Consider the following 16,227-nt stretch of genomic DNA (forward strand, 5'->3'; position numbering starts at 1 on the left):
ACAATATGAATTTTAATAAAATAGTTATAATTTTATTATCCTCTTCATTACTTACGAATTGTAAGGAGGAAATGAAAAAATGTGTAAGTCAATCTACCGATACTAATGTAAAACTATATAATGATTTAACAGATCAGTTGATACCTTATTTTTTTCGAGAAGATTATTTAGGTGAAAAAAGATATTTTGATAGTTTAAGAGTTCATGATGAGGATTTATATATCGAAGAGAAGACAAAAGCGCACAACGAAATTTTTAATCATCCTGAAAAATTTTGCAATTTGTATATAGATTCTATTAAAAATAAAAATACTGATTTTGCTACAGGTAGTACCGAAGATAATATAAAATACATACAAAGAACGAAGGATTTTTTTAAAGACTTTTCCAATAGTCCAGATATTATTAAAAAATTAAGTACACGAAGTTCTATAAAAGCAAATCAATTTAATTTGTGTACCGCAAAAGTGCTGGATCTGGCAGAGTATGATAAACACACAAATGAATGTGAGATAGGTGTTGTCTATTTTTCAGAGATTGTATTTGATCCTTCTAAAAAAATAGCATTAGTTTTTGTTGACCATCGTATAAAAAAAGATTATTACGGTAGAAATGCTATATTTAAACTAAGATTGCATGATAATTATTGGGAAATAGAAGATGTTATGTTAGTGTCAACTTCCTAATTTTCCCGCCGCTTCCGCACGAATCCTTTCGTGTGGTAGTTTGGAAATTATCATAAATTTACCATTCGGAGAGACCATGCTGGAGCAGCAAACAGGAGTATATGATAACCCATATAAGTTTAATGCAAAAGAACTGGATAGAGAAACAGGGCTGTATTATTACGGAGCAAGATATTACAACCCAAGAGCGAGTATTTGGTATGGGGTGGATCCGTTGGCTGTTTACAATCCGGCGATGGAGACTGAGTTTTACGGTGAAGGACAGCATAATGGAGGAGTATTTTATTGGGGTAACCTAAATCCTTATATTTATACATATCAGAATCCGATTAAATATGTTGATCCTAATGGTAAACAGACACTAAGCTGGAATATTTATGGAGATAATCCTCAGACAAGATCTCAGGTTGCTGGTGAGTATTTAGAATTGTCTAAAAATATTAATATGGCTTCCTTTGCGTTGGTAGACACATTCTTAACCAGAGGTTTGGGAACTAAGATTATGATTGCTTACGCTAGTGGAGAAGCCGCTCATAGTATGCAGATGCAGACTCATTGGCGAGATAGAGGTAATGAGGCTCAGGCAAAAAAATATGAACAGGAAGGAGCAGAAGCTACTAAAGAATTGTTTATTTTTGGTGGAGTATCTGCTGTAGGAAAAATTGCAAAAAGTATGCAATCTGTCGGACAAATTCTATGTTTTGTAAAAGGAACATTGATTAAAGTGTCAGGAGGATATAAAAAGATCGAAGATATAAAGATTGGAGATGAAGTTCTGTCTTATAACCTACAAACAAAGAAAACTGAATTTAAAAAAGTAAATGAAGTAAGTGAAAATTTATCACGTGACTTGATGGAAATTACTACTCATAATGAGATAATTTTATCAACTCCTGAACACCCCTTTTATATTGGAGCAAAATGGGTTAAGGCTTCGGATATTAAACCAGGCAATTTATTATCGAATTACAAAGGTGAATATATTCAAGTAACTTCAATAAAAAAAGTAAAAAAATTAAATTATGTCTATAATTTTATAGTAGAAGATAACCATAATTATTTTGTTACTAATTCATCTATTTTAGTGCATAATGGTGGACCATGTGATATTGCCTGGAAAAAAGTTATGAGTTCTAAAGAAGTTATTAAACAATTGGAAAAAAATGGGTTTGAAGAAGTTGCCCAAGCAGGAAGTCATAAGAAATTTAAATATCCAGGTTCAGAACTATACGTTACTGTTGCTGACCATGGTAAAAAAGACATTCCAAAAGGCACTCTATCAAATATCAAGAAACAGGTTAATAGTATAATTGATGATGTTGCTAAGAAAGAAATTAAAAAATAATGAAAGATATATTTGAATTTAAAATTTTAATTAATGGACATAAATTTGATACTTATGAAATAAATAGTTTTATTGCTTTTGTAGAACATCATTCTATTTACTGGGGAGGAGGTTATAGTAGTAATGAGATAAATGGTGGGTTATATGCTGATAAAAATATTATAATTAATATTAATGATTTTATTAAAGAATTTGTAACTTTTTTTTTAAATCTTAAGATAAGTATTGATATAATTGAAATTAATATTGAACATTTCTATTTCCAATATTTTGAGTATGGTAATTTTATGAAAGCTTACCCTTCATTGCCAATAAGTGTTGGTCACTGCAAATATAAGTAGGTCTTATAAAAACCTTCCCTTCAAATAACTTAATTCAATATTATGAAACCTCGCATTTTGCGAGGTTTTTATTTGTAATAATGACTATCCAAATATTTGTCCCATGAAACGATTAATGCTGCTGTACCTACTTTTCCCTGTATTTCTATTCTCACAGACTACCGGAAAAGTGAATTAAAATTTCAGATGAAAAATACCATTACTTTACTGTTAAAAGGCAATCAGCAAAAAAAGATCAGATTAGCCGAAGCCGATTGTCCGGAAAATGTGCAGGCATTTGGGAAAATATTATGATTTGTAGAAAATAACAATGACCGTTAAGGTAATATTATCTGTATACTGACCATTTAGGAACAGCAACATTTGTTACCAATTCCAGTGCTCAGAGTACCCAGTTTTTCTTAAATTTACCATTCGGAGAGACCATGCTGGAGCAGAGAACAGGAGTATATGATAACCCATATAAGTTCAATGCGAAGGAGCTGGATAGAGAAACAGGGCTGTATTATTATGGAGCGAGATATTATAACCCGCGAGCAAGTATTTGGTATGGTGTGGATCCCTTAGCTACTTATAATCCTGCAAGAGAAACTCAGTTTTATGGTGATGGAGAACATAATGGAGGAGTATTTTATTGGGGTAACCTAAATCCTTATATTTATACTTACCAAAATCCAATTAAATATATTGATCCAGATGGTAAGCAAACGACGGGCTATCAGCAAAATGGATTTGATGAATTGGAAATGGGGTTTGCTATCCAGAGTTATACTTGGAGTTTTATTGGAGATGCAAGAGCAGGAGTTTTAAATTTAGCAAGTCGTATAGCTGGGAAAGATCAAAGGTATCAGGGAGATGGTTTTTTTGGGTATTATGAAATACCAAAAGCTCAATCTAAAACAATAGCTGGAGATCTGTTAGATGTTACAATAGGTCTTGCTGCATCTAAATTTGGAGTAAAAGGAGGACTAGCTCAAGAAACAGCAGGCAGCTCAGCTTCTACAGGTAAAAGTTTGGTGAGATTTGGTCAGGAAGCAGAAACTACAGAATCACTAGCTAAACAAGCAAAAGCAGCTGAGGAAGCTGGTTTTCCTCATGGAATCTCAACAATGTTGAAGGATAAAATTAAGGGGTCTGATTTACAACATAAAAGTGCACCTAAATCTACTGTTGAATCATTTTTTAAGGTTGTTCAAACAGGAAAAAATCCTAAACATCATACAGTGGTACTACCAAAACCTGTCACTTCTAAAGTAACAGAACAAATTAATGAAATATTTAAACCTGTTCCATTGGAGCAAATATTTAAACAAAATAAAAAATGATAATTACTAAATTGCATGTAATTGATTGGTATGATGACATTATAACATCAATTGTTTCATTTGACAATGATATATACATATTCAATTGTATTCATAAAAATTTTATTAATGGATTGAAAACATATTATTGTGTAAAAATAGATGACGACTCTTTTAAACAAATTGGAAATATAATAGAGAAAAAAAGTCTTACTAAAATTGATTGGAATTTTATAAATATGATTTTTAAAAAAAACAATATAACTAATAATGTTTTTTTATTGAATATTGACTCATTATCTGTTGGACTAGATATTATTTTTAGCAAAGCAAGGAGTTCAGATATCATAGATATAAAGTTTCCTTTTGATATTTCAAATTTATATTAAGTTAAATACTCCCGCTCCGCAAAGTGTCCCGACTTTGAGGTGAGAAAAGTCAAAAATAACATAGTTCAATATTAAAAAAACCTCGCATTTTGCGAGGTTTTTTACTTTAAGAATCGTCTTTATGTTACCAATTCCAGTGCTCAGAGTACGCAGTTTTTCTTAAATTTACCATTCGGAGAGACAATGCTGGAGCAGCGAACAGGAGTATATGATAACCCATATAAGTTTAATGCAAAAGAGATTGACAGAGAAACAGGGCTGTATTATTATGGAGCGAGATATTATAATCCGAGAGCGAGTATCTGGTATGGGGTGGATCCGTTGGCTGTCTATAATCCTGTGATGGAGACTCAGTTTTATGGTGATGGAGAACATAATGCTGGAGTATATTTCTGGGGAAATTTGAATCCTTATATTTATACTTATCAGAACCCTATTGTTTATGTAGATCCAAATGGAAAGCAAAATTATTCTTCTGTAATAAGTGGTAAATTTTCAGCTTTAGGAAGGGCAATTGATGATGGAGTAAGAGAAGTGGCTTCACAAGTTACAACAAGAGGATTGGGGGCTGCACAAATGGTAGGGGGGCTACTGAAACTGTGATTGGTGGAGTTGGAGGGTTACTTACTGCAGAAACAGGTGTGGGAGCAGTTATAGGGACTGCAACACTAGCAAATGGAATAGACAACACAGTCACTGGAGCAAAGCAAATGTGGACAGGAGAAAGTCAGGATACTTATTTACATAAAGGCGTAGTTGCAGGATCTAAAACTTTAGGAGCTGATGATCAAACTGCAGAAAATATAGCAACAGGTGCTGATTTAGCAACTTTAGCTTTAGGAGGGGGGAATTCTCTCAAGAATACAAAAGTTTTAAGAGAATCAGGAACAGGTAATATTAATGGAATTTCTAAAGGAAGTAAACCAGGATATGGAGCACAAAAAAGATTTGATATACATCCACTTAGGCATCCGAGTAGAAGAACTTCAAGATTAACATTAGCAGATTGGATAAAAGATAATAAAATTCCCGTTCCACATTATCATAGAGGGAAGGGAAGTAATTTAAAATACCACAGACCTTGGGAAAAAGGGCCTGATGGAAAAAGAAGATGGTAGAAATGGAAAAAAAAGAATTTTATAAATTATATATACCAGCATTAGAATTAGCATTAAAGAATGATTCTGTTAATTATGGTTTTTATGTTAAATCTCCTGAAGATTATCTGGATGATAAAACTGCGAGACAGATTATTGACTATTTAGATGATAATGAAGATGATTTTACAGAAAGAGTATCATATTATTTTGATGCTAAATCACATAACTTTCCATCAATCCAAAATATTGATATTGATGAGTATAAGAAAGATTTGATTGAAAAAATTTCAAAAATTAAAAAAGATTTTTTAATTTATTAAAGAAAGTTTTAATTTTATTAATAATCATAGCCCTGCTCCACCAAGTCTCCCGACTTTGAGGCAAAAAAATCCAATAACTTAATTCAATATTATAAAAACCTCGCAAAACGCGAGGTTTTTTAATTAAACAAAATGCTCTAATCTCTATATTTGCCTCATGAAATGGTACATACTTTTCCTTGTATTTCTATTCTCACAGACTACTGGAAAAGTGATTAAAATTTCAGACGGAGACGCCATTACTTTACTGTTAAAAGGAAACCAGCAAAAAAAGTAAAGTTAAGGCTGGTTGAAGCCGAATGTCTGGAAAATAGAAAAAGGAGCTTTGTTTCGTGAAAAATAATAATGAGTGTTAGAATTATATTGCTTAATGATCATTTACGAACAATTAATTATATCACAATACAGGTGCTCAGAGTACCCAGTTTTTCTTAAATTTACCATTCGGAGAAACGATGCTGGAGCAGAGAACAGGAGTATATGATAACCCATATAAGTTCAATGCAAAAGAGCTTGACAGAGAAACAGGGCTGTATTATTATGGAGCGAGATATTATAACCCGAGAGCGAGCATTTGGTATGGCGTGGATCCATTGGCTGTTTACAATCCAGCGATGGAGACTCAGTTTTATGGTGATGGGCAGCATAATGGAGGGGTATTTTATTGGGGTAATCTAAATCCTTATATTTACACCTACCAAAATCCTATTAAATATATTGATCCTAATGGTAAACATGTGTATTTTATGACACCAGGTGCTGTTAATAAAGAGGGAGCTAACTTATTGGTTGATTTGACTCCAGGTGTAGGAGATGTAAAAGGAGTTGTAGAAGGACTAGCGGGTCGTACTATTTAGGAGATAAACTCTCAGAAGAGGATAGAACTTTATCTGTACTTCTTTTATCCGAATTCAGGGTTGGTAAAGAAATTAAAAATACTGTGGAGGCAGTTGGAGCTGCCATAAGAACAGTATCTGAAGGAGATAAAGCATTTTCCAGTGCAAGAGCGGCAAGAAGAGCAGCGATGAGGGAGAAAAATATTCCAACTTCGCAAACGTATCAGACTGTAGTAGAAAAATTGTCTAAAGAAGAGCAAAATTCAAAGCAATTTCAGTTATACAAAGAAAAAATATTTAGAAATAATAAAGAGGTAGGTGAAGTTTCTTTACATAAGGATGGACACCTTTTTATGGACCAAAAACCTAAACCAGTATACGAACCTCCTCATTATCATAATAAGAAAGGAGCCCATTATACTTTTAAAGGACAAATGCCTCGCTCTACAAATAAAACAGGAAAACAACATTAATTTTTATGACATCCTATATAGATTCCAATAATTATTATCTGTCGAAATTTTTTAATTATGAATTACTCAATTACGATATTTTTTGGTTATTTTACAGTCAAAGAGATGGTATTCAAATGGCTGATCTTTTTCCCAATCAGAAGGTTTATTCTTTTTTATGGGAATATTCAGATGAAAATATTTTAATAAAAATAGATGAATGGAAAAGGGCTTTCAGAAGAAATAATATTAATATCTCACTAGGTGCCAAGTTATACACTCAAAACTATTTATCAGCTGACAGGATAGTTTATTTGGATTGCTTGGAGACAGATCTTAAAATATCTGATGAACAATTTAAAGATCTTACAGCTTATAATATTGGGCAACATTTTTTTCAAATAGTAACCGAAATGCATACATCATTTGTTGATATCAATCTAAACTTTCTGGAGATTTCAGATAGAGTTGAAAAATTTAAAGAATTTGTTAGAATCTTAGATACAGATGGTGTCCAGGCATTAATTTTAAACGGATATAGCCATAATGGAGAACTAATAAAGCTTTGTATTTGTAATAAAGGTTGTACACTGTTAAATGTAGATAAAACGTTACCACTAGATATTTTTGAAAATACATTTGTAGCTATACCATTTCACTGATAGGATTGAAATGCCTGTTCCGCAAAGTCTCCTTATGTTAAGGTGAAAAAAAATCCAATAACTTAATTCAATAGTAAAAAACCTCGCAAAACGCGAGGTTTTTTAATTAAAAAGCCCCACTAATCCCTATATTTGCTCCATGAAACGATTAATGCTGTTGTACGTACTTTTCCCTTTATTCCTGTTCTCACAGACGACTGGAAAAGTGATCAAAATTTCAGACGGAGATACCATTACTTTACTGTTAAAAGGAAATCAACAAAAAAAGATCAGATTAGCCGAAGTCGATTGTCCGGAAAATGGGCAGGCGTTCGGTAAAAATGCCAGGCAGTTTACTTCTGCTCAGGTATTCGGGAAAACGGTAAGCTTTGTTGAAACCACTACAGACCGTTATGGAAGATCCATTGCGAAAGTGTACTATGATGACGGAAAATACCTTTCCAGAGAGCTTATCAAAGCCGGAATGGGATGGTGGTATTTTTCCTATTCCAAAGATGCCTCTTTGGGAAAACTGCAGGAAACCGCACAACAGAAGAAAATAGGTCTGTGGCAGGATAGTAATGCTATTGCTCCGTGGGAATATCGTAAAATCAAACGAGAACTTAGAAAGACGAAGAAAATGGAAGCTGCTAAAAATGGAGCAAAAATAAAAGATGTTGCATTTATAGAAGGTTAGTGTTTAATCTGATAAGTGGTAAAAAATGAAAACGGTCAATTAAGCCTCCATCAATCATGCAATTGATGCTCATAATGAAGGGACTCTGAAGAATGTATAAGATAGAATTATCCAAAGTTTCGGAATAAATTACATGAAACTAAAATAAACAAAAAACCTCACAATAAGAATTGTGAGGTTTTTGTGAGCTTGGAAGGATTATCTTCGAACCGTCTGATACAAGATTTGAATTGGATTTTGAAGTTAAATATTTGATTATTAGTTGTTTGTGTGAGTGTTCGGATAGTTCGAATCCTTTTGAGATATCTTGACGGGAGCAATTTTTCGAACCTTTGTTCTAATATTTTAAGGAATCTATTTTTCAATAGATTGGTTTTTAATGTTTTAGGATTAATAATTCAAGTTCGAATCCTCTTGCCATATTGATTTTATTAAGTTTTTGGGACTATTATAATAACCAAAATACATAATTTTCAGCTTTGAGTTGATTTATTATCAGCTCAAAGCTCATTTATAAAAAGCTATGAACTTTTATAACTTTTAATTATGGCGTTGATTCAGTATTGAAATTTCTTTTTCAAATGAAAGGTAAGGATTCTAACCAATACTTTCATTGCACTTTAAACCTAATTTTTAAAGATATTTTTAATTACTGCCCCGAAATTTGCCAATAATCATTTTGGTAGATGTTTTGAAATAAATATTTGTCAACGACTCTAAATAACAACTAATTTATTTCGCCAAATATAATTTCCATTTTAATACTAATGACAACACTATAACTTGAGATGTTATGGCGTGAATCATACTCTTATTTTTCTAAAATTATCTGAGTTATTTTACCTTCTTCCAGTCTGATATTTAATCTAATTCTATAAAAACTCTTTACATCTTCATCCATTTCAGAAGTTGGCGTAGATGTTTCTAAAGAAATAATTATATCCTTTTCCATAAATGACCATGACGATTTTATTTTAAAATCCCTTCGGCATATTTCTTGGTAAGAAGAATCAATATAATTTTTAAACTCTTCTAAACCATTAGTAATAAGTTTTTGCTTCCAATTGATCCTTATTTCGAAAATTAGGTTCTCAGATAAATCCTTTAAAATAGATTCCTCAGCAAAGTTATTACAAGCTTTTACAAACTCACGGACTATTTTCCTAGGAATTTTTTCACGCTGTTGTTTTTCTTTCTTTTTTATCTCCAAATAGTCCTTGAAATCTCGGTCTACAATATTTTCCAACTTGTCTTTACCTCTATAAAAGGCATCAAGCTGAGTTTTATAAAGTTTATCTGGAAAAAAATCAGCTGTTTCAGGATCTGCCTCATGCTTAAATTCATCTACGAGTAGGAATCCTTTTTCTTGTGTAGAATTATTAATACCAGGAATGATATTTATATGATAAGTTTGCTCATCTGGTCCAAAAAGGACTTTAATTACCGGATTAAACTGAATGGAAGCTTCTACGCTCTTTTTTATGAGGTACTTGGTTTCATTTAGAGGATTGTCAATAGGGTTCCCCCAATCAGTTTTACACAATTCAGATTGGTATCTTGAAATTTCTACTCGAATCTCTTTTCTTCCATGGCGCAGATCAGTTGTAAATTCATATCCAGGAAATGCCTCACTTATTAATTTGTCAAGTTCCCATTCTTCGTAGCTACTGGTAAAATTTATTGCAAAATTTCCTACGAATTCTGTTAAATAAATAGGAGATTCTATTTTGTTCCTAATTAATATACTTTTGATTGTATTTATATCAGCTTTTCTATTTACTGAAATATTTATTTGTGTTTCGATCATTAGTAAAAAAATTAAGTTTGAAATATAACTATATTTACTGAAACATTGATAAATGAGTATCCCCAAAAACCATCACTATATATCTCAAATCCATATTAAGAACTTTTTCAATAAAGACGATGGCTGTATTTATTTGTATGACAAACAGCAAAATAATTTGTTTAAAAGTAATGGAACACGTAATATTTTTAGTGAAAGAAATCTTAACACTAGACGAGTATCCGAAAATATAGATTATACCACTATTGAAAATCAACTGAACGATAAATTTGAAAAGGATTTTGACAGACATTTGCAAACTGTAAGAGAATTTATAGATTCGAAAGAATTTTCTGAAGAGCTTGACACAGCACTTATGTATTTTGCCCGTTACGGCGTAATTGGTGAATTTAGGACTCCTCATTATAAAAAAAGAATGGACGATGGCATATTTAATGGAATGAAAGATATTATGGAACATGCCATTGATGATCTTAAGGAAGATTTTTATAAAGCATTTAATTTTGATAATGAGATTAAGTACACTAATACTAATAATTATGAGGAACTTGCCGAGCACATAATAGAATCTATGGGCGAGATGAACTGGATTTTGACTGTTCCAAAAAGTAACGATGATTATTTTTTGCTTGGAGATTTTGGAGCGGCAACTGTAAGGGATAAAATCAATGTTTATTTCAATCCGGATGTGAAAGAGATTGCATATATCGGCTTAGCTTTAAGCAGCAAAGTTTATTTACAATTATTTTCTACCAAATGGAGTAAGAGTCCTCAATCGTCAATGATTCATGCATTAGACTCAACTCACATTTATGATATTAATAAAGCTAATTTTATATATTCTAGAAAATTCTTAGCCTGTGAAAATGAGAACTACCTAAAAACCTTTATTTTTCAGGTAAGAGAAGAGCTTACAATTTAGGTATTTTAATTTATTGATTTTTCGGATTTTCAATTTGAATGAGTCGAGAACAATGGCCCAATTTCTTAGTAATCTAACTTGCGCCGCCCTTCATTTAAAAGTATTCGTCAAATTTCAAATATATATTTTTATGGACCAAGTTAAAATTTAATATTAATTACAATGATTATATGACTGGGACATTAGAATTACGGTTTCCAGTAAGGTAAATTAAATTTAGGAAAGTAGATTTGCTTCTTTGAAAATAGCATAAATTAGTTGTTGTAATTTAAATCTTTTTTGTATTTTTCACTCAAACTAAAAGCCATATGATCAATTTAATCTTCCAAAGTAAAGCTTTTTACTATGCTTAATCTTAAATGTTTTAAAGCTGGGAAGGGTGATAGCTTCCTTATGACTTGGGAATCAGAAATTAAAAACCGTTTATTAATCGATTTTGGCTTCGAAGGTACTTATCGTTATCTTGGACCATTAATCAGTGATTTTGGGGTAAATGATTTCGTGATTATTACCCATGTAGATTATGATCATATCGGAGGATTTTTTAAATGGTTAAGCGATAAACAGCATCCTATTAATAGACAGTTGACCGTATTTTTAAATACTCCGAATCTTATAGTTGCACCAGATTCCTCAGAAAAGGTTGGAATTAAACACGGTGTGAATCTCGAAATACTATTGGAAGAAAGAGGAATTGTTCCAAAACCACTTTTTGTAGAAAGCGAAAATTATAATACTCTTAAAATTGGTGATGTGGAATTAGTAATATTATCACCTAGTATAGATATTTTATCAATGTTGATTGAAAAATGGACCGCAAATAAGATTTATCAAGAGTACCTAAATCAGAAATTGCAAACAAATGATAGAGTTGGTGTAGATGTCCATAAAAAGCTTCGATCAAAAGAAGAAATTTTAAAATCTCCGCCCCAACCGCATAAATGGGAAGATGATTTATTAAATTCTTCCTCCATTGCATTTTTGTTAAAATATAAAGGAAATCAATTATTGTTTTTGGGAGATTCAAATCCTAATATAGTTTGCGAACACCTAAAATGTAATGAGAGCGAACCCTGCGAAATAGATTTACTAAAAATTAGTCATCACGGTTCAAAACATAATACAACTGTACAGCTTTTAAAAAGTATAAGGTGTTCAAAATATTTAATTTCTACAGATGGTAGTGGTCCATATTATCATCCTTCAAGAGAAACTTTAGTTTTGATTGCTACATATGGTCGGAAAAATGAAGATGAATCGATCACTATTTATTCTAATTATTCACTAGATAAGGACAAACTCTTGACGAAAGATGAGCAGAAAAATATAATTTTTAAGGAGATCGAAGAACTAGAATTTGATAGTAAATTTTGACCATGGAACATTTAAATAAAACTACAGGTCTCATTTTAAAAAATGAAAAATATGTTGGAGGTTCAGTTATATTTCCTTGGGGGGAAGAATTATTATGTATAACCGCTGGACATAATTTATATGGTAAAAATTTTGATGAAATTCCAAACCTTGAAGAATGGTCAGTAAGTGATTATTTAGGAAATTGTCACGGAGTAAGAGAGTGTCTAGGAGATATTGATCATGCTAAAGAATATGATATAATTGTCCTTAAACTTAATTCAAAGGAAGATTTATCGTTATATTTATGTCCTTGTTTCTATACTATTCCTAGAAATCCCAAACATTCTTTTTTGTTTAGAGGAAAGTATGAGTCAGCCAATGAGCCCATACTACAGAAGAATCTAAGTTTTAATGTTGTCTGTCAAGATTCTATTCATAAGTTTCTTTGTGATATTGATAAGGAAAAACTTATAAACAGTTCATTTAAAACTGGAAGCACGTGGTTATCTGGATGGTCCGGGTCTGGTTTGTTTCTTGATAATCATGACGAATTGATTTGTTTCGGTGTAATGATTGAAATACCTAACGATGGAAATGATGGGCAATTAAAATTTACAAGTGTTACCGCAATAGATATTCTTGGTCTTGACTTAAAAACTCAAGATTCAACTTTACTCAATTATGATAAAAAATTAAGTAAAAATTCCTTGACCTCAATTATTGACCAGACAACTGATGAAGCTATTTCAAATTGGTAGAAAGAACCAATCAATAAGCCGCAACTTGATTATATCAATCTAAAATTGCCGAAAGTATATCAAGATAAATTATTGGAAGAAAAGAAAAACTATGTTATTAAGAGGTTAATAGTCGGTCAAACTTTTCTTTCATCAGAACTTAGAAAAAATCAAAGTATTTTCAACTGTTACGACGAAGCGTATAAAGTGTATAATTTGGTTGACAAAGAAATTGATGCTGATTCAAAAAAAGAGGCGCGAATAGGTTTAAATAATATGATATCTGAATATGAAGATTATTTGAAAGATCAAATTGGTGAATTGTTAAATGTTGCAGAAATTAAAACTTTGGCACTCTATGGTATTAGTAATTGGATTGCAAATTGTAGTTTAAGTTTTACAGAAGATGAGTGAGAAATTAAAAATTAAAGGCAATAAAATTAAAATTTTAGATGCCTATTGGGAAAATGACGAAGTAGCAATAATCATAATATTGCTAATTGTGAATTATTCTATTTTTGGAAACTCTAAATCGGTACCCCTGAAAAAAATAGCATTTATTTTTGATGCGTTAAAGAAAAATTTACCAATTTCAAAGCTTTCAGTGCAGCTTTCTTCACCTTGGGATATTTCTGATGGACTACGTAAAAAAATAATAGTAGCCTTTGAAAGGGAACTTTTGGAAATTAAAAACCCCCAAACTGGAATAAGTTTCTCATTATCATTAAAAGGTAAGCACTTAGTTGATCAAATAGAGAATAAAAATATCTTGCCTGAGCTTTCAAATGAAATTAAAAAGTGGTCGGTTGAAGTGACAAATGATGAACTTAAAAATCAATATTTAATCTGGTAAAATGATAACAATAAATTCCATTCAAGCTATTGTTGAAAATAAGGAAGGAAAGAAGTTCGGTTTTAAATATAGCTTCAATTCTGGGCTTAATATAATATCAGGTGATAATTCAAGTGGAAAGTCAACTATCCTTTCGTGTATATATTATTGTTTAGGTTTGGAGCAACTGGCTAGCTATGGTAGTTCTGACGGTCTTAAGGAATGTCTTAAAAGTAGTTTCAAATACGATAATATTAATATTACGGTGAACGAATCCTATGCAGAATTACATCTTTGTAACGATAGAGGAGATGTGGCATGTATAAAACGTTCCATTAAATCAATTTATGGATATGAATCAAATAAGCTCGCCGTTCAAATAAATGATGGTCTGGCCGAAGAGAAGTTCATTCATGCAAATGGTGATAGTGATCATTCCGAAGGATTTTATAAATGGTTATCTGATTTTTCTGGAATTGCGATTCCCGTGTTTAAGGGTGAAAATGGGAATCAAAAAATACTTTATCTTCAACAAATATTTGCAAGCTCTTTTGTTGAACAGACCAAAGGTTGGTCTGACTTCTTTGCTCAAGTACCGTCATTTAGCACAAAAAAAGCAAAGCAGAAAATTGTTGAATATACTTTAGGCTTAAGCGGATTAATTGAGGAGTTTGAATTAGATAAATTAAAGGAAGATGATAAACAATTGAGGGTGGTATGGAATAATACTGTTGATACATTTCAATCTCTGGTTGCTTTTTATAATTTTTCAACAGCCAATTTAAATAGTATATTTTCTTTGGAACTTTCTCCAAAGAAAATCGAAAAGTTGAAATTGCAAACTAAAAATTTAGATGGTAGTTTTTCGACAATTGATGATAGTATAACTAATATTGGTATTCAGTTAGAAATAATAAATAGCAAAAATCAAATCATTTATAATGTAAGGAATGTCAATAATCCAGATCTCTTAAATCAATTAGCAGAGGCAGAGACTAATTTAGCGCACCTTAAGGATGAGTTTAAAATTGTCCAGAAAGAGAAAATAAATGAAGATATAAAAATCAATAAGTACAAATTAAGGTTAGAAGAACTGGACAAAGAGATAGAAGTATTGAATGGATTGAATAAAATTAGTCAGCTAGAATCATTTAAAATAGGTTCTGTGGAAAACTGCCCAGTTTGTAACTCATCCTTACATAATTTTGATATAGAGCTTAAGAATGTAGATCGTGTTAATTCAATAAAGTCATTAGATTTTTATAAATCTGAAAGAAGTTTGTATAGCTCATATATAAAAAGTTCAGCCAATTTATTGGAACGGTTTGACAAAACACTAATTTATTATAGCGAACAGATTCAAGATTTACAAGTTAAACTTACAGAATTAAACAAAGAAGTAGTTGAGGATCAAAGAATTCCTTCTAGAACAGCAATTGGAGAAGAAATGCAATTAAAATTTGAATTGAATAAACTACGGAAAATTAGTATTCAGTTTGAAAAATTTAAAGGTGATCTTGTTCAAATTTCCAAACAACTAAGAACCATTAAAAGTAGAAAAGATCATCTAATGGCAAATAAAAAAGTAGATGAAGATAAAATTGTTAGTTTTAAAAATTCTTTTAAGCAATACTTATCAACATTTGGATATTCTGGTGAAATTATGGATCGTATATTCATTGCCAAAGATGAACCTAATAAATTATTTCCGGTTGCTAGTGTTGTAGGAATGACAACATCGCAGCCGATAAGATTGGTATCTTCTGCCAGCGATTTTATTAGAGCTCAGTGGGCCTTTTACATGTCTCTTTTGGTCAAAGCAAAATATCATCTTGGAATATTGGTTTTGGATGAACCTGGGCAACATGCAATGGCATCAGCAGATCTACAGGAATTGCTGAAAGAAGCCTCAAATGTTAAAAATAGGCAGATTATAGTGGCAATTTCTAAAGAAGATAAAGTTAAAGATGAACAAGAAGGAGGTAATGAAAAGGAAATTAATTTAATAACAATGCTCACAAACGCTGGCCTAGTCGAAGGAAAGGATTATAAATTAAATATGATTGATGGAAATAATCGAAAAGACAAGTGTATTCAACCATTGAATTCTTGATGTTAATAATCAAAAATTAACATTATGCTATGTTATAGTAGTCTTTAATAATTAATATCGCAAAAAAATAGGCGAGGCTATCACAGCGATAATGTAGGTGGCAAAAAGCTTATTTTTTAGTACGGTCGTTAATGGGGCTAAAGTTTTCCAATTGTGTAATACAATCATAATGTTAGTATTAAATAGCATTACTTATTATAGAAGCCTAAATCTAGAGTTATGTTAACCCCAGATTTAAGCTGAAATACATACAATGGTAGTGTTTCACTAACTGTGTAAGTTAAAAAGTTATTCTGGAAAATTTTGAGCCCTCATAGCTCAAAAAATTTTACGGAAATAACTTTTTATT

At 31.3% G+C, this 16,227-nt stretch carries 17 protein-coding genes and 1 pseudogene; 17 read left to right on the forward strand and 1 reads right to left on the reverse strand.

Annotation, left to right across the window (positions count from 1 at the left end; all coding sequences use genetic code 11):
* Positions 1–5 precede the first annotated feature (5 nt).
* From BW946_RS18535 to BW946_RS18595, 11 genes and pseudogenes are all read left to right on the forward strand, one after another.
* Positions 6–686 carry a hypothetical protein gene (locus BW946_RS18535; protein ID WP_139326035.1) on the forward strand — a complete coding sequence of 227 codons (681 nt, stop codon included), beginning with the start codon at positions 6–8 and terminating at the stop codon, positions 684–686.
* Positions 687–762: 76 nt separating this feature from the next.
* Positions 763–2,031, forward strand: a complete 1,269-nt coding sequence (locus BW946_RS18540) for a polymorphic toxin-type HINT domain-containing protein (protein WP_076597578.1) — start codon at positions 763–765, stop codon at positions 2,029–2,031.
* A complete protein-coding gene (locus tag BW946_RS18545) occupies positions 2,031–2,372 on the forward strand; it encodes a hypothetical protein (protein WP_076597579.1) in 342 nt (113 codons plus the stop codon). Before BW946_RS18540 ends, BW946_RS18545 begins: the two co-directional genes overlap by 1 nt.
* Positions 2,373–2,797: 425 nt before the next feature.
* On the forward strand, positions 2,798–3,697 hold the full coding sequence (locus BW946_RS18555; RefSeq protein ID WP_076597581.1) for an RHS repeat-associated core domain-containing protein: 900 nt from the start codon (positions 2,798–2,800) through the stop codon (positions 3,695–3,697).
* 548 nt (positions 3,698–4,245) lie between these two features.
* Positions 4,246–4,668, forward strand: a pseudogene (locus BW946_RS18565) (RHS repeat-associated core domain-containing protein); the annotation flags it as partial.
* The gene (locus tag BW946_RS18570; protein WP_076597584.1) at positions 4,665–5,183 is read left to right on the forward strand and encodes a DUF4225 domain-containing protein; all 519 of its coding nucleotides are present in this window, start codon (positions 4,665–4,667) and stop codon (positions 5,181–5,183) included. The pseudogene BW946_RS18565 and the gene BW946_RS18570, both read left to right, overlap by 4 nt.
* Positions 5,184–5,185: 2 nt before the next feature.
* Entirely contained in the window at positions 5,186–5,485 is a 300-nt protein-coding gene (locus BW946_RS18575; protein WP_139326037.1) for a hypothetical protein, read from the forward strand.
* Between the two features lie 455 nt (positions 5,486–5,940).
* The gene (locus BW946_RS18580; RefSeq protein WP_076597586.1) at positions 5,941–6,342 is read left to right on the forward strand and encodes an RHS repeat-associated core domain-containing protein; all 402 of its coding nucleotides are present in this window, start codon (positions 5,941–5,943) and stop codon (positions 6,340–6,342) included.
* Between the two features lie 83 nt (positions 6,343–6,425).
* On the forward strand, positions 6,426–6,794 hold the full coding sequence (locus BW946_RS18585; RefSeq protein ID WP_076597587.1) for a hypothetical protein: 369 nt from the start codon (positions 6,426–6,428) through the stop codon (positions 6,792–6,794).
* A 5-nt stretch (positions 6,795–6,799) separates the two neighbouring features.
* Positions 6,800–7,435, forward strand: a complete 636-nt coding sequence (locus BW946_RS18590; protein WP_076597588.1) for a hypothetical protein — start codon at positions 6,800–6,802, stop codon at positions 7,433–7,435.
* 139 nt (positions 7,436–7,574) lie between these two features.
* The gene (locus BW946_RS18595) at positions 7,575–8,111 is read left to right on the forward strand and encodes a thermonuclease family protein (protein WP_076597589.1); all 537 of its coding nucleotides are present in this window, start codon (positions 7,575–7,577) and stop codon (positions 8,109–8,111) included.
* A gap of 811 nt (positions 8,112–8,922) precedes the next feature.
* On the opposite strand, the gene BW946_RS18600 is transcribed toward BW946_RS18595, so the two are convergent.
* Positions 8,923–9,918, reverse strand: a complete 996-nt coding sequence (locus tag BW946_RS18600) for a hypothetical protein (RefSeq protein WP_076597590.1) — start codon at positions 9,916–9,918, stop codon at positions 8,923–8,925.
* 52 nt (positions 9,919–9,970) lie between these two features.
* Between BW946_RS18600 and BW946_RS18605 the strand changes: the two genes are divergently transcribed.
* The 6 genes from BW946_RS18605 to BW946_RS18630 all read left to right on the forward strand — a co-directional run bounded on the left by BW946_RS18605 (position 9,971) and on the right by BW946_RS18630 (position 15,878).
* Complete coding sequence (locus BW946_RS18605) at positions 9,971–10,840, forward strand: DUF4238 domain-containing protein (protein ID WP_076597591.1); 870 nt, start codon at positions 9,971–9,973, stop codon at positions 10,838–10,840.
* A 345-nt stretch (positions 10,841–11,185) separates the two neighbouring features.
* Positions 11,186–12,214 (forward strand): ComEC/Rec2 family competence protein, encoded by a 1,029-nt coding sequence (locus BW946_RS18610; protein ID WP_076597592.1) that lies wholly within the window; start codon positions 11,186–11,188, stop codon positions 12,212–12,214.
* Between the two features lie 2 nt (positions 12,215–12,216).
* On the forward strand, positions 12,217–12,954 hold the full coding sequence (locus BW946_RS18615; protein WP_076597593.1) for a hypothetical protein: 738 nt from the start codon (positions 12,217–12,219) through the stop codon (positions 12,952–12,954).
* 45 nt (positions 12,955–12,999) lie between these two features.
* Entirely contained in the window at positions 13,000–13,347 is a 348-nt protein-coding gene (locus BW946_RS18620) for a hypothetical protein (RefSeq protein WP_076597594.1), read from the forward strand.
* Entirely contained in the window at positions 13,340–13,786 is a 447-nt protein-coding gene (locus tag BW946_RS18625) for a hypothetical protein (RefSeq protein ID WP_076597595.1), read from the forward strand. The genes BW946_RS18620 and BW946_RS18625 overlap by 8 nt, the downstream gene beginning before the upstream one ends.
* A 1-nt stretch (position 13,787) precedes the next feature.
* Complete coding sequence (locus BW946_RS18630; protein WP_076597596.1) at positions 13,788–15,878, forward strand: AAA family ATPase; 2,091 nt, start codon at positions 13,788–13,790, stop codon at positions 15,876–15,878.
* The last annotated feature ends 349 nt before the right edge of the window (positions 15,879–16,227 follow it).

Source organism: Chryseobacterium sp. RU33C (genome assembly GCF_900156015.1).
In the GTDB taxonomy this organism is placed as follows: Bacteria; Bacteroidota; Bacteroidia; order Flavobacteriales; family Weeksellaceae; genus Chryseobacterium; species Chryseobacterium candidae.

Excerpts from the sequence above, each read along its gene's own strand:
- BW946_RS18630 (WP_076597596.1), top strand. The coding sequence starts at position 13,788 with ATGATAACAATAAATTCCATTCAAGCTATTGTTGAAAATAAGGAAGGA.
- BW946_RS18545 (WP_076597579.1), top strand. The coding sequence starts at position 2,031 with ATGAAAGATATATTTGAATTTAAAATTTTAATTAATGGACATAAATTT.
- BW946_RS18535 (WP_139326035.1), top strand. The coding sequence starts at position 6 with ATGAATTTTAATAAAATAGTTATAATTTTATTATCCTCTTCATTACTT.
- BW946_RS18580 (WP_076597586.1), top strand. The coding sequence starts at position 5,941 with ATGCTGGAGCAGAGAACAGGAGTATATGATAACCCATATAAGTTCAAT.
- BW946_RS18555 (WP_076597581.1), top strand. The coding sequence starts at position 2,798 with ATGCTGGAGCAGAGAACAGGAGTATATGATAACCCATATAAGTTCAAT.
- BW946_RS18610 (WP_076597592.1), top strand. The coding sequence starts at position 11,186 with ATGCTTAATCTTAAATGTTTTAAAGCTGGGAAGGGTGATAGCTTCCTT.
- BW946_RS18590 (WP_076597588.1), top strand. The coding sequence starts at position 6,800 with ATGACATCCTATATAGATTCCAATAATTATTATCTGTCGAAATTTTTT.
- BW946_RS18600 (WP_076597590.1), bottom strand. The coding sequence starts at position 9,918 with ATGATCGAAACACAAATAAATATTTCAGTAAATAGAAAAGCTGATATA.
- BW946_RS18605 (WP_076597591.1), top strand. The coding sequence starts at position 9,971 with ATGAGTATCCCCAAAAACCATCACTATATATCTCAAATCCATATTAAG.
- BW946_RS18575 (WP_139326037.1), top strand. The coding sequence starts at position 5,186 with ATGGAAAAAAAAGAATTTTATAAATTATATATACCAGCATTAGAATTA.
- BW946_RS18540 (WP_076597578.1), top strand. The coding sequence starts at position 763 with ATGCTGGAGCAGCAAACAGGAGTATATGATAACCCATATAAGTTTAAT.
- BW946_RS18615 (WP_076597593.1), top strand. The coding sequence starts at position 12,217 with ATGGAACATTTAAATAAAACTACAGGTCTCATTTTAAAAAATGAAAAA.
- BW946_RS18625 (WP_076597595.1), top strand. The coding sequence starts at position 13,340 with ATGAGTGAGAAATTAAAAATTAAAGGCAATAAAATTAAAATTTTAGAT.
- BW946_RS18595 (WP_076597589.1), top strand. The coding sequence starts at position 7,575 with ATGAAACGATTAATGCTGTTGTACGTACTTTTCCCTTTATTCCTGTTC.